General features: G+C 71.8%; 9 protein-coding genes and 1 pseudogene. 7 read left to right on the top strand and 3 right to left on the bottom strand.

What is annotated here, in order from left to right; translation table 11 throughout:
• A pseudogene (locus tag G3I40_RS37825) lies at positions 1-2,667 on the bottom strand (glycoside hydrolase); the annotation flags it as partial.
• A gap of 216 nt (positions 2,668-2,883) precedes the next feature.
• Here G3I40_RS37825 and G3I40_RS37820 point away from each other — a divergent pair.
• Genes G3I40_RS37820 through G3I40_RS37795 form a run of 6 tightly spaced genes read left to right on the top strand, consistent with a single transcriptional unit; the run spans position 2,884 to position 12,516 of the window.
• A complete protein-coding gene (locus G3I40_RS37820; protein WP_164559345.1) occupies positions 2,884-4,188 on the top strand; it encodes a sugar ABC transporter substrate-binding protein in 1,305 nt (434 codons plus the stop codon).
• Between the two features lie 37 nt (positions 4,189-4,225).
• Complete coding sequence (locus G3I40_RS37815; protein WP_343245147.1) at positions 4,226-5,179, top strand: sugar ABC transporter permease; 954 nt, start codon at positions 4,226-4,228, stop codon at positions 5,177-5,179.
• Positions 5,180-5,223: 44 nt separating this feature from the next.
• Positions 5,224-6,081 (top strand): carbohydrate ABC transporter permease, encoded by an 858-nt coding sequence (locus tag G3I40_RS37810; protein WP_343245148.1) that lies wholly within the window; start codon positions 5,224-5,226, stop codon positions 6,079-6,081.
• Positions 6,082-6,130: 49 nt separating this feature from the next.
• Positions 6,131-7,390, top strand: coding sequence for a glycosyl hydrolase (locus G3I40_RS37805; RefSeq protein WP_164559342.1), 1,260 nt, complete (start codon positions 6,131-6,133; stop codon positions 7,388-7,390).
• A 27-nt stretch (positions 7,391-7,417) separates the two neighbouring features.
• Positions 7,418-9,445: an endo-beta-N-acetylglucosaminidase gene (locus tag G3I40_RS37800; RefSeq protein ID WP_164559341.1), complete on the top strand. Its 2,028-nt coding sequence runs from the start codon at positions 7,418-7,420 to the stop codon at positions 9,443-9,445.
• A 47-nt stretch (positions 9,446-9,492) separates the two neighbouring features.
• Positions 9,493-12,516 carry a glycoside hydrolase family 38 C-terminal domain-containing protein gene (locus tag G3I40_RS37795; RefSeq protein ID WP_164559340.1) on the top strand — a complete coding sequence of 1,008 codons (3,024 nt, stop codon included), beginning with the start codon at positions 9,493-9,495 and terminating at the stop codon, positions 12,514-12,516.
• On the opposite strand, the gene G3I40_RS37790 is transcribed toward G3I40_RS37795, so the two are convergent.
• Positions 12,506-13,171 (bottom strand): ThuA domain-containing protein, encoded by a 666-nt coding sequence (locus G3I40_RS37790; RefSeq protein ID WP_164559339.1) that lies wholly within the window; start codon positions 13,169-13,171, stop codon positions 12,506-12,508. The genes G3I40_RS37795 and G3I40_RS37790 overlap by 11 nt on opposite strands.
• 78 nt (positions 13,172-13,249) lie before the next feature.
• On the opposite strand from G3I40_RS37790, the gene G3I40_RS37785 reads away from it, so the two are divergent.
• Positions 13,250-13,627: a VOC family protein gene (locus tag G3I40_RS37785; protein ID WP_164559338.1), complete on the top strand. Its 378-nt coding sequence runs from the start codon at positions 13,250-13,252 to the stop codon at positions 13,625-13,627.
• Between the two features lie 14 nt (positions 13,628-13,641).
• Here the strand turns inward: G3I40_RS37785 and G3I40_RS37780 are convergent.
• The coding region (locus G3I40_RS37780; RefSeq protein WP_164559337.1) for a helix-turn-helix domain-containing protein at positions 13,642-13,928 on the bottom strand (287 nt) is incomplete at its 5' end.

Raw genomic sequence — 13,928 nt, 5'->3', positions numbered from 1 at the left:
GGCGGTGACGCCGCGGTGGACGAGTGCGGTGACCAGGTCGCGGAGCGGGTCGGTGGCCTCGGTTCCCGGGACGGGGGCGCCGTACCCCGGCAGCCCGGCGTCCGGCAGCACGATCTCCCCGGCGCCGAGGGCCCGTTGCCCGGCCGGTGTCCCGTCGGGGCCGGTCAGTGCGGCGCGGAGCGTCGAGGACAGGGCGAACCAGTTGAGGCACGGGGTGTCGAGGGTCCAGGGTGCCCTGGTGCGGTCGGTGCCGGTGTCCGTGTCGGGGAAGGCGAAACCGCGGGCCACGGCGGCGGTGGCCGTCTGGGCGAGGGGCTGGGCGCCGGGGACGTCCGCCGGGACGCGCAGTCGCAGGAGCTGGTCGCTGCCGGTGAACTCGTCGATGCGGGTGGTCAGTTCGACGCGGTCGAGGCCGGTCCAGAGCGTGGTCGTGCGGGTCCAGCGGGCCTCTCCCGTGCGGCCGGTGCTGACGATCCGGGCGCCGAGCGGGCTCCGCTCGACGGTGCAGCTGTCGGCGGGTGCGGCGCCCGATCCGATGCCGGGGCCCTTCGGCAGCAGGTGCCAGGGCCCTTCCTCGAAGAAGGGGTGGGCCGCGTACTCGTCCTGCACGACGAGTTCGTCCACCTCGCCGGGCGTGAGCAGTTCCTGCCCCGTCCGCAGGTCGGTGACGCGGCACAGGCCGCCGCCGCGCGCGGGGTCGGCCTCGACCCGCAACGCCTCGTTCTGCAGGGCCGGTTCGGCGTCCGGGCGGGGCTGCCAGCCGCCGGACAGCGGCGCGTCCGCCGCGACCAGCCACCACGTGCGGTGCCCGAGCGGCGGCAGGTCCGTGGCGAGGAAGGCGAGGTGGACGTCGTGCGCCCCGGCATGTTCCACGAGGACCGGCGCCACCTCGCCGGCCTCGTCACGCACGCCGATCCGCGTGAGGTCCCCCGCCCCGAGGAGCGCCCTCGTGACGCGTACGCGCACCACGTCCGTTCGCGTCCACGACACCGGGTTGAAGACGGTGACGGCCGTGTCCCCGGGCCCCCTGGTGTCGGCCACCGCTGTGAGGGCGGCGAGCGCCGACTCCCTTACGTCGTCGGCGAGTTCGGACGCCTCCCGCCAGGTCGGCAGCAGGTCCAGGTAGACCTGGTCGGAGAACGTGCCGGTCACCGCGTCGTGGTGGGCGGCGTGCAGCAGGTGCCGCCAGGCCTTGTCCAGGGCGTCGCCGGGATACTCGACCAGTCCCAGGCCGTGGGCGAGCGCGGCGAAGGTCTCGGCTTCCTGCACCAGGTTCTCGGCGGCCCGGTGCGCCTGCTTCACATCGGCGTACGTCACCTCCTTGCCGGTGTAGACCGGGCCCATCTCCCGGGTGACGGGCAGCGGCCGCTCACCGCGTGCGGCCAGCTCGGCCCGCACCGCGCCGAAGTGCTCGCGCGGCCCGCTGTGCTCCATGCGGGGCCAGGTGTAGCGCCGGTTCCAGGCGTGCTGGACGTCGAGCGCCCAGGGGTGCGGCCAGGAGAAGTCGGTTCCCATGGGGATCAGGACGTTGCGCGTGGCGGCGCCCTGGCGGAGCAACTCGTAGAGGCCGAGCAGCTGTTCGGCGGCGTCCTCGGCCGAGGGGGCCTGGTGGGAGAACCAGCCGGCCGAGTAGTGCGCGGGCAGGTAGTGGAGCAGGAGTCCGGTGCCGTCGGGGCCCAACCAGTCGTATTCGGCGGGCAGTTGCATGGCGGTCGGCGGGCGCAGGGCGGCGCCCCAGGTGTCCATCATGGGGCCCCACTGGTGGTGCGGGCCGCGCGCGAGCACCGCCGAGTCGAGACCCGCGCCCCGCATCAGCGCGGGGAACGCGGGGTCGTGCCCGAAGACGTCCAGCTGCCAGGCGGTGCGCGGCTCGGCCCCGAGGACCCCGCGGTGGAAGCCGAGGCCGTGCACGGCGCTGCGCACGGTCGTCTCGGCGGAGGTCAGGTTGGTGGACGGTTCGTTGTAGGTGCCGCCGACGATCTCCAGGCGGCCCTCTGCGATCAACTGCCGTATCTCGTCGCGGTGTTCGGGGTGCGTGTCCCAGAAGGGCTTCAGGTAGTCGATCTCGGAGAGGACGAAGCGGTACGCCGGGTCGTCGCGGGCCTGTTGCAGGTGCAGCGGGACGAGCGTGAAGGCGGGGACGCCGGTGTACTCCCAGCCCTTCTCCGCCTCGCCCGGCCGCGCCGGCGTGTCCCACAGCGCGGTGTACGCGGCCTGCGTGTTCCACCACATGGGGTCGTAGTGGAAGTGCGGGACGAGACGCACGGTCCAGCCGGGTTCGGCGACGGTGAGCGTGCAGTCGTACGTGGACAGCGTCCGGCCGTCCGGCGTCGCGATCACGGCCCGGACCGGCAGCCGCTCCCCCGGCGCCGCACCGCGCACGCGCACCGCCGCCTCGACGACGGACTGGAGCGCCGACTCCGGCTTCCCGCCCGGGAGTTCGGCCCTGGCGTCGACGCCGGCGTACGCCTCGACCGTGTCGGCGCGCACCAGCCGGGGCCGCGGCGTGCCGACCCCCGGGCCGACGACCGACAGCGTGAACGGGCCCACCGGCCGCGTGCGCCGCACCTGCACGCGGACGACCTGGAGCGGGTCGCTCTCGGGCCCCGCGAAGAGGGCGGGCGTGGTGACGCCGACGACCTGTATGCCGGAATCCTGCACGTCCACAGCACCGTCCATTCTGCGCGACCGCCCCTGCACTAAAGCGCAATAGTACGCACAGCTTTAGGGGCGGCCGCGACGGCTGTCAAACCGTCCACCAGCGACGGAAGTTCCACTCTGACCAGCAGCAACGTCAAAGTTTCTCCGAACCATTGACATCAACTAAAACGCATTAGTACCGTCAGCGCCGCAATATTCGGTCCGTGCAAAGGAGCCCCGGCCATGCGGATATCTCGCCCTGCCCGTCGTAGAGCCACCGTCACCGCGCTCGCGGTCAGTTCGGCCCTCGTGATGACGGCCTGCGGGGGATCGGACTCGGGCTCCGGCGGCAGTGACGCGTCCGGGAAGGTCGAGGGCACGGTCACGTTCCAGACCTGGAACCTGAAGACGAACTTCAAGGGCTACTTCGACGGCGTCATCGCGGGCTTCGAGAAGAAGTACCCGGACGTCAAGGTCAAGTGGGTCGACCAGCCCGCCGAGGGCTACGCGGACAAGCTCAGCGCGCAGGCCGGGGGCAACACGCTGCCCGACGTCGTGAACGTCTCCCCCGACCTCGCGACGCCGCTCGCCAGGGCCGGACTCGCGCTCAACCTCGACGAGGCCGCCGCCAAGTACAAGGGCGAGTACCTCGACGGCGCCTGGAAGAGCCACGCGATGCCGGGCAAGGAGGGCACGTACGCCTTCCCCTGGTACCTGAACACGGGCCCGATGTTCTACAACAAGAAGCTCTTCAAGGACGCGGGCCTCGACGCCGAGAAGCCGCCGACGACGTACGACCAGCTGTTCGAGGACTCGCTGCAGATGGCGAAGAACAGCAAGGGCAGGATCGCGATGCTGGCGAACGCGCCGGCCGTCGAGGACTTCGGCCGCTACGGCGTGAAGCTGATGAACGACGACATGTCGAAGTTCACCTTCAACGAGCCCAAGGGCGTCGAACTGGTCAAGAAGTACAAGGAGTTGTACGACGCGAAGGCACTCGACTCGCAGGCGCTGACCTCGGTCGCCGAGTCCGCCGGACGCAAGTTCCAGCAGCAGTCGATCGCCATGAACCCGGGCGGCGCGAGCGACCTTCAGACGTACAAGAAGGAGGCGCCGAGCCTCTACAAGAACATCGGCATCACGCCCGCGGTGAACAACACGGGCAAGGACAACATGTACGTCCAGGGCCTGATGGTGAACGCGCAGTCGAAGGTGAAGCCCGCCGCGGTGGCGCTCGCCCACTGGGTCACGGACGCGCAGAACCAGATGAAGTTCGCCCACGAGGTCGCGATCTTCCCGTCGACCAAGGGCAGCCTCGACGACAAGTACTTCACCGAGGACGGCGGCACCGACGAGGGCCGCATCCGGGTCGCCGCGGCCAAGGCCCTGAAGACGGCGGTGAACTACACCCCGGCGGTCTTCACCGAGCAGATGAAGACGGTCCTGAAGAACGAGGTCGCGAAGGCGATGCAGGGCAAGAAGTCCGCCGAGCAGGCCATGGACGACGCCGTCGCCGCGTGCGACAAGCTGCTGCAGCAGGCCGGCTGACCTGATGTCCGCAACGTCGAGGACGGGGAGCGGTGACGTGGTCACCGCCTCCCCGGCCGTCCCCCGCAAGGATCACGGCCCCGCGCCCGACGGCGCGGCGACCGGCAGGCGGCGCAAGGGCATCAGGACCCACCTGCCCGCCACTCCCTGGCTGTTCCTGCTGCCCGGGCTGCTGGTCAACGGCGCCTTCGTGCTCTACCCGTTCATCACGACGGTGACGAACTCCTTCACCGACCGGCGCACCCTCATCGGTGGCGACTGGGTCGGCGGCGCCAACTACCAGGAGCTGTTCCACGACGAGCGGTTCTGGACGGCGCTGCGCAACAGCGTCCTGTACATGGTCGGCGTGGTCCCGCTCCTGGTCGTCCTGCCGCTGCTGCTCGCGATCCTGGTGCAGCGCTACCTGCCCGGCATCACCTTCTTCCGGTCGGCGTTCTACACGCCCGTCGTCGCCTCCGTCGTCGTGGTCGGACTGATCTGGGTGTGGATGCTCGACGACCGCGGCCTGGTCAACGCGGTGCTCGGCGCCATCGGCGTCGGGCCCGTGCACTTCCTGAGCGACCAGTGGCTGCTGCTCGTCAGCGCGATGCTGGTGACGGTCTGGAAGGGCCTCGGCTACTACATGATCGTTTACATGGCCGCGCTCGGGAACGTCCCGCGCGAACTGCACGAGGCCGCCGCCGTGGACGGCGCGGGCGCGGTGCGCCGGTTCCTGACCGTCACCGTGCCGGCCGTGCGCCCGACCATGGTGCTGGTCGCCGCGCTCTCCTGCGTCAACGCCTTCAAGGTGTTCTCCGAGGTCTATCTGATGGCGGGCCCCACCGGCGGTCCTGGCGGCGAGGACACCACGCTCGTCATGCTGATCCAGCAGGTCGGCACCGGACTCTCGGGCCGGGTCGGGTACGCCTCGGCGATCTCGGTGGTCGTCTTCGTGATCACCCTCGTGCTGATGCTGCTCGTGCTGCGGGCCGATCGAAAGGAAGACGCGTGAGCGCCGAGTCTCCCGCCGGGCCCCGCTCCGGGAACCGCTCGCGGATCAGCGCGAGGTTCACCGCCGACGGCGGCCGCCGCCCGCCCCTGTGGCAGCTCGTCCTGCGCTACCTGCTGCTGCTCGCGGTGTTCGCGGTGCTGGTCGGACCGTTCCTGTGGCAGCTGTCGACCTCCCTGAAGGGGAGCGGCGAGGACATCTACAGCTACCCGCCGAAGCTGCTGCCCGCGCACCCGACGCTCCACAACTTCGCGAAGGTCGCCGACCTCATCCCCGTCTGGGACTTCGCGCTCAACTCGCTGAAGGTCGCGGTCGCCAACGTCCTCACCAACTGCGTGGGCGCGGCGCTCGCCGGCTACGCCCTGGCGCGTCTGCGGTTCGGCGGGCGCAAGCTGACCGCCGTGGCCTTCGTCATGGCGATGCTGGTGCCGGTCGAGTCGATCATCATCGCGCAGTTCATGACGATGCGGGACCTGGAGCTCAACAACACCCTGATCGCCGTGGTGCTGCCGGGCTGCGTCGGCGCCCTGAACGTGCTGCTGATGCGCAACGCCTTCGCCAACCTCCCCTACGAGATCGAGGAAGCGGCCTACTGCGACGGCGCCAACGCCTGGCAGCGCTTCACCCGCATCGCCCTGCCCGCGGTCAAGGGCACCCTCGCGGTCGTCGCGATCTTCTCCTTCATGGGGGCCTGGGACGACTTCCTGTGGCCGCTGATCGTGCTGAGCGACCAGTCGAACTTCACGCTCACCATCGGCCTGAACTACCTGCACGGCACCTTCGCCAACGACCAGCGCCTGGTCGCCGCCGGCACCGTCATCGCCGTGGCGCCGCTGATCGTGCTGTTCGCCTGCCTGCAGCGCTACTTCTTCCGCGGGGTCGGCGAGGGCGCGGTCAAGGGCTGAGCCCCGCACCGCCCCCGCTCCCCCACGCACGCACTCCGAGGAACTCCGCATGCCCGAATCGGTCCGCCCGCTGCGCTTCGGCGCCAACTACACGCCCACGCAGGGCTGGTTCCACCACTGGCTCGACTTCGACCTCGACGCCGTGCGCGCCGACCTGGACTCGATCGCCTCGCTCGGCCTGGACCATGTACGGGTCTTCCCGCTGTGGCCGCTGTTCCAGCCCAACCGGACGCTGATCCGGCCGCGCGCCGTCGAGCAGCTGGTGCAGCTCGCGGACGCCGCCGCCGAGCGCGGCCTGGACGTGAACGTGGACGGTCTGCAGGGCCACCTGTCGAGCTTCGACTTCCTGCCCGCGTGGACGCAGACCTGGCACCGGCGCAACATCTTCGCCGACCCGGAGGTGATCGCCGGCCAGGAGGTGTACCTGCGCACGCTCGCCGCCGCGCTCGCCGACCGGCCGAACTTCCTCGGCATGACCCTCGGCAACGAGATCAACCAGTTCTCGCACGACCCGCACCCCGACCCGGACCGCATCTCCCACGAGCAGGCGGCGCGCTGGCTGGAGCGGATGCTCGCCGCGTGCGAGGCGGGCGCGCCGGGGAAGTTCCATCTGCACGCCGAGTACGACGCCGCCTGGTACCAGGACGCGCATCCGTTCACGCCCGCGCAGGCCGCCCGGCTCGGCGCCGCGACCGCCGTCCACTCGTGGGTGTTCAACGGCACCGCCCAGCGGCACGGCCGCACGGGCGTGGCGACCGAGCACCACGCCGCGTACATGATCGAGCTGGCCCGCGCCTGGCACACCGACCCGGAGCGGCCGGTCTGGCTGCAGGAGGTAGGCGCGCCCGCCCCGCACATCCCGGCCGAGCACGCCGCGCACTTCACCGAGGCGACCATCGCGAACGCGCTGGACTGCGAGAACGTGTGGGGCGTCACCTGGTGGTGCTCGCACGACGTCTCCCGCGACCTCGCCGACTTCCCCGAACTGGAATACAGCCTGGGCCTGTTGACCAATGAGCGCGAGGTCAAGCCCGCGGGCGCGGCCATCGCCCGGGTCGTCGAGCAGTGGCGCGGCCGCGACCACACCCCGGCGGTGCGCACGACCGCCCTCGCCCTCGACACCGGCGACACCGTCGCCTCCCCGCACCGCGCACCGTGCGGTCCCGGCGGCGCCTTCTTCGAGGCCTGGCACCGGCTGACGGCCCGGGGCGTCCGCCCCGCCGTGGTGCTGGCCGAGCACGCGCACGACAAGGAACACCTGGCCGCTCGCGGCATCACCGCGGTGGTCACCCCCGCAGAGGTCGACTGACTCCCCCTTCCAAGGAGCCCTTCAGCAATGACCCGTACTCCTCGTATGCGCCCCACCCGCCGTACCGTCGTCCTGGGCTCGGCCGCCACGGCCGCCGCCCTGCTGGCGCCTGCCGTCCCGGCCACCGCCGCCGCAAAGGCGGCGCAGGACCTCCAGCCGTACGCCTCGTACTGGTTCCCGGACTCGCTGCCCAGCGGCTCGCCCGGCGCCGGCATCACCTGGCGGTCCCTGAAGTCGTGGACGGCGGCGAGCGACGCGGATCTCGCCTTCAACCGGTCGACGGTGCCGCTCGCGCCGCGCTTCACGCCGGTCCCGGTGAACGGCACGGCCCGCACCGACCAGGCCCGCATCACGTCGCTGGTCTCCTTCGACCCGACGGCGGGCAACCCCTCGCAGGGCGGCCCGACCGCCTCGTACTACGCGCTGACGCACTGGGCGTACATCGACGAGCTCGTCTTCTGGGGCGGCTCCTCCGGCGAGGGCATCGTGCTCGCGCCGAACGCGCCGGTCGTGGACGCCGCGCACCGGCACGGCGTCACCGTCCTCGGCAACATCTTCCTGCCGCCGACCGCGTACGACGGTCAGTTGCAGTGGACCCGCGACCTCGTCCAGAAGGCCGCGGACGGCTCCTTCCCGCTCGCGCAGAGGCTCGTGGACGTCGCCGTCGCGTACGGCTTCGACGGCTGGTTCGTGAACGCCGAGACGTCCGGCGGCGACGCGGCGCTCGCCACGCAGATGATGGCGTTCCTCGCCGAGCTGAAGCGGCTCGGGACGCCGCACGGGCTGCGCGTCGACTGGTACGACGCGATGGTGAAGTCGGGTGCGGTGTCCTGGCAGAACCAGCTCAACGCCCAGAACCAGGACTTCTTCACCCGCTCCGACACCTTCTTCGTCAACTTCAACTGGACGGCGTCCGGGCTGGGTTCGTCGGCCGCGCTCGCCGAGTCGCTCGGCGGGGACCGCTACGACCTGTGGGCCGGGATCGACGTCGAGTCGGGCGGCTGGAACACGTCCGTGAACTGGGACGCGCTGCTCCCCGCGAGCGGCGCCCACACCACGTCGTACGGCTTCTACCGGCCGGAGTGGACGTACAAGCACCTGGCCGAGGGCAGCACGCCCGGCCAGTTCCACGCCGCCGACGACCAGTTCTGGACGGGCACCTCGCTCGACCCGTCGCGTCCGTCGAGCGGCGCCTGGCGGGCCGCGGCCGGCGTGGTCGCCGACCGGTCGACTGTCTCGGCGCTCCCGTTCGGGTGCGGCTTCAACACCGGGCACGGACTGGCCTGGTACGACGGCGGGGCCGTGCGCTCGGACAAGCCCTGGAACCAGCTCGGCGTCCAGGACCGGCTGCCCGGCCGCCGCTGGGTGACCCGCACTACGGGCACCCGCCCTTCGGTGACCCTGGACTTCGCGGACGCCTGGCACGGCGGATCGAGCCTGCTGGTCGACGGCACCCCGAACGCGCCGGTCGTCGTCGAACTGCACGGCACCCGGCTGCCGTTGAGCGCCGCGACGACGGTGACCCTCGCCCAGCGCGCGACCACGGGGTCCGTCACGGTCGAGGTCGGAGTGGCGCTCCAGGAGCCCGACCGCCCGGGCGAGGCGCTGACGTACTCCTTCCTGCCCGCGGGGACGGCCGGCAGCGGCTGGGCGGAGGCGACCGTCCGGCTCGCCTCCCTCGGCACCGGCACGATCCACGGCCTCGCGGTCCGGCTCACCGGTAAGGGCGCCGTGAAGTACCGGCTCGGCGCGCTGCTGGTGAAGGACGCGGACGAGCAGGTGGCGGCGCCGGGCGCGCTCAAGGTCGACAAGGCGTCGGGCGACGGGCAGTTCCGCCTGTCGTGGGCGGCCGCCTCCGGGCCCGTACGCCACTACGAGCTGTACCGGGTCCTGAAGGACGGCACCCGTCGCTTCCTCACCGGGACCTGCGCGAACGCCGCATATGTGAAGGGTCTGTCCGCCGAGCAGGGCGAGAGTGCCGTCACCTTCGAACTGCGTGCCGTCGGGGAGCTGTACACGGCGTCGGCAGCGGTTACCGTCACCGCAGCCTGGTAACACCACACGCACCACATAAAGCACCACGAGAAGCAGGAGCCCCACCCATGCATGACGACCGTGCCCTCGTAGAGGCCCGCCTCAAGCGCGTACTGGACGAGCGGATACGTCCCGCCGTGTATCCCGCGTCGGTGCCGCTGACGGTCGAGGCGTGGACCGCGCCCGGCGAGCCGGTGCCGGTCGAGGAGGGCCTGGCCGCGACGCACGGCCCGGTCGCGGTCGGCGACGCGTGGGGGGCTCCGTGGGCGACGACCTGGTTCAAGGTGACCGGCGAGGTCCCCGCGCAGTGGGCGGGGAGGACCGTCGAGGCCGTGCTCGACCTCGGCTTCGACGAGCGGATGCCCGGCTTCCAGTGCGAGGCGCTCGTCTACACGCCGGCCGGCGAGCCGGTCAAGGCGGTCAACCCGCGCAACCAGTGGGTCCGCGTCGGCGACCCGGTGGCCGGCGGCGAGCGCGTCGAGTGGCACCTGGAGGCGGCGTCCAACCCGGTGCTGCTCGGCGACGAGCCGTTCCGGCCGACCGACCTCGGCGACAAGGAGACCGCGGGCGACGCGCCCCAGTACCGCCTGGAGCGCATGGACCTCGCGGTCTTCGACCGTGACGTGTGGGAGCTGGTCGCCGACCTGGAGGTCGTCGGCGAGCTGATGGAGCAGCTGCCCGTCGAGGGCGGGCGCCGCTGGGAGCTGCTGCGCGCGGTGAGCCGCTGCCTCGACGCGGTCGACCTCCAGGACGTCAACGGCACGGCCGCAGCCGCCCGTTCGTACCTCGCGGGTGTCCTGTCGGCGCCCGCGGACGCCTCCGCGCACCGCATCAGCGCGATCGGGCACGCGCACATCGACTCGGCGTGGCTGTGGCCGCTGCGCGAGACCGTGCGCAAGGTCGCGCGCACGACGTCGAACATGACGAACCTCCTGGAGACGGAGGACGACTTCGTCTACACCATGTCCCAGGCCCAGCAGTACGCCTGGATCAAGGAGCACCGCCCCGAGGTCTACGCGAAGGTCAAGAAGGCGGTGGCCGAGGGCCGTTTCGTGCCGGCCGGTGGCATGTGGGTCGAGTCGGACACGAACATGCCGGGCTCGGAGGCGATGGCCCGTCAGTTCGTGCACGGCAAGCGGTTCTTCCTCGACGAGTTCGGCGTCGAGAACGAGGAGGCGTGGCTGCCCGACACCTTCGGCTTCGCCGCCGGGCTCCCGCAGATCATCAAGGCGGCGGGCTCCAAGTGGCTGCTGACGCAGAAGATCTCGTGGTCACAGATCAACAAGTTCCCGCACCACACCTTCGCCTGGGAGGGCATCGACGGGACGCGGATCTTCACGCACTTCCCGCCGGTCGACACCTACAACTGCTCGATGCTGGGCCGGGAGATCGCCCACGCGGCGAGCAACTTCAAGGACAAGGGCGTCGCCAAGCACTCGCTCGCGCCGACCGGCTGGGGCGACGGCGGCGGTGGCACGACCCGCGAGATGATCGCCAAGGCGAAGCGGATGAGGTCCCTGGAGGGCTCGGCGCACGTCACGTGGGAGACGCCGCGCGCGTTCTTCGAGAAGGCCGAGGCGGAGTACGCCGAACCCCCGGTGTGGGTCGGCGAGTTGTACCTCGAACTGCACCGCGCGACGCTCACCAGCCAGGCCCGGACCAAGCAGGGCAACCGCCGCTCGGAGCACCTGCTGCGCGAGGCCGAGCTGTGGGCGGCGACGGCCGCGGTGCGGGCCGGGTTCCCTTACCCGTACGAGGAGTTGGACCGGATCTGGAAGACGGTGCTGCTGCACCAGTTCCACGACATCCTGCCGGGCTCCTCGATCGCGTGGGTGCACCGCGAGGCGGAGAAGACGTACGCGGCGGTGGCTGCCGAGCTGACCGGGATCATCGACGCGGCGCAGCGCGCGCTCGCGGGCGAGGGCACCGGGGAGCTGGTCTTCAACGCGGCGGCGCACGACCGTTCCGGGATCGCGGCGGGCGGCGCGGGCGCCCCCGTCGTCACCGGCACGGTCACGGTGGCCGACCGCACCGGCGGCGGCCACGTCCTCGACAACGGCCTGCTGCGCGTGGAGATCGACGCGCGCGGCCTGGTCGTGTCGGCGTACGACATCGCGGCGGGCCGCGAGACGGTCGCGCCGGGCGCGGCGGCGAACCTGCTCCAGATCCACCCGGACTTCCCCAACATGTGGGATGCGTGGGACGTCGACGAGTTCTACCGCAACGTGGTCACGGACCTGACGGACGTGGACGCGGTGACGGTGCTCTCGGCGACGCCCCACGAGGTGTCCGTCGAGGTCGTACGGTCCTTCGGCGCCTCCCGCGCCACGCAGGTGCTGACCCTCACGGCCGGCGAGAAGCGGCTCGACATCGCCACCGAGGTCGACTGGCACGAGACGGAGAAGTTCCTCAAGGCGGCCTTCCCCGTGGACATCCACGCGGACCGGTACGCGGCGGAGACACAGTTCGGCCACCTGTACCGGCCCACCCACACCAACACGAGCTGGGAGGCGGCCAAGTTCGAGGCCTGCAACCACCGCTTCGTGCACCTGGAGGAGCCCGGGTTCGGCGTGGCCCTCGTCAACGACTCGACGTACGGCCACGACGTGACCCGCACGGTCCGCGGCTCCGACGCGGGCACGACCACCACGGTCCGCCTCTCGCTGCTGCGCGCCCCGCGCTTCCCCGACCCGCTCACCGACCAGGGCGTGCACCGCTTCCGGTACGCGCTCGCGCCGGGCGCGACGGTGGTCGACGCGGTCCGCGAGGGGTACCGCATCAACGTGCCGGAGCGCCGGGTGACCGGCTCCGGCGCGGTGGCGCCGCTGTGCACGGCCGGCTCCGACGCGGTGGCCGTGAGCGCGGTGAAGCTGGCGGACGACGGTTCGGGCGACGTCGTGGTCCGGCTGTACGAGGCCGGGGGCGGCCGGGCCCGGACGTCCCTGGCGCTCGGCTTCGAGGCGGCGTCGGTCGTCGCCACGGACCTGCTGGAGCGCCCGCTCGCGGACGCGCCCGCCTACGCGGTCGAGGAGGGTGAAGTCGCCCTGTCCCTGCGGCCGTTCGAGCTGGTGACGCTGCGGTTCAGCCGCTGACGGAGCGCGCCGCCCAGCGGATGCCGCCTGCGAGGTGCGCCCGGAAGTCCGGGTCGTCGTAGGCGGCGTCCGCGTGCCCGAGCGCGGTGTAGAAGACGCGGCCCGCGCCCTGGTCGCGGCACCACACCAGCGGGTGGTCGCCCGTCGTGGCCCCCTCGTACGAGGACGCGTCGGCGTACGCGAGCACCCGGACCGCCGGGTCCTCGCGCGGATCGGTCCGGAAGTCGTACCACTCGTCGGTGAACTCCCAGCTGTCGCCGAGGTGTCGGGTGGCGGGATGGTCGTGGTCGGTGACCAGGACGCGGCCCGGCTGGTAGTCGGGGTGCCGCGCGAAGCGCGCCCCGAGCAGCTGCCCGTAGTACGGCCACCCGTACTCGGTGCAGGCGGCGGCGTGCACCCCGGCGAACCCGCCGCCCCCGTCGACGTACGCCTTGAGCAGCTCCCGCCCGGCGGGGGTGAGGACGTCGCCGCTGGTGGACAGGAAGACGACGGCGTCCGGCCGCTGCCCGAGCCCGCGCGCGAACGCCTCGGGTTCCTCCGTGTGCCGCACGTCGAAGCCGAGGTCGCGCAGGGTGGCGACGGCGTGCGGGATGGAGTCGTGGCGGTAGTCGGCGGTGCGGGTGTGGACGAGGAGGGCGGGGGCGTGGTGTGCCATGGGGCCGGACTCTACTGACGGCCCGCCGTGTCCGTTTCGTTCAAGACGGGTGACCTGGCGGTTGTCTACGGTGCCTGCATGAACGAGACCGACAAGCCCGCAGTCCGTATGGACGCCATCGGCGTCAGCACCACCGATCTGGCCGCCTCGCTGGCCTTCTACCGCCGCCTCGGCCTCGCCTTTCCCGAGGGCGCCGAGCAGCTGCCCCACGTGGAGGCGGAGGCGACGGGCGGGATCCGCCTGATGTTCGACCCGGACGGGAGCGGCGAGAACACCGGCCGCGGCCGGATCGCGCTCGCCTTCCACTGCGGCGACGCGGCCGGGGTCGACGCGACGTACGCGGAGCTGACCGGCGCCGGGTACCACGGCGAGGCGAAGCCGTGGGACGCCGTGTGGGGGCAGCGGTACGCGGTCGTGCAAGACCCGGACGGCAATCAGGTCGACCTGTTCGCCTGACGGACCCCCGGCGGTCACAGCAGACGGCCGAGCGTCTGCCCCGTCAACTCCCTCACGTCGCGCGCCATATGGGACTGGTCCGCGTATCCGGCGCGGACGGCGGTCTCGGCGAGGGGGACGCCCGCGCGGGCCAGCGCGAGGGCCCGCTGCAGCCGCAGGACCCGGGCGAGGGTCTTGGGGCCGTAGCCGAACGCCGTGAGCGAACGCCGGTGCAGCAGACGGGTGTTGACGCCCAGGGCTGCGGCCGTGGCGGCCACGTCGCGGCCCGCCGTCAGGGCCGACACGACGTGCGCGAGCAGTG

Origin of the sequence: Streptomyces sp. SID14478 (genome assembly GCF_010548525.1) — a bacterium.
Taxonomy (GTDB): Bacteria; Actinomycetota; Actinomycetes; order Streptomycetales; family Streptomycetaceae; genus Streptomyces.
The sequence above is the reverse complement of the archived record's forward strand: the minus strand, read 5'-3'. Positions and strand labels throughout refer to the sequence as shown.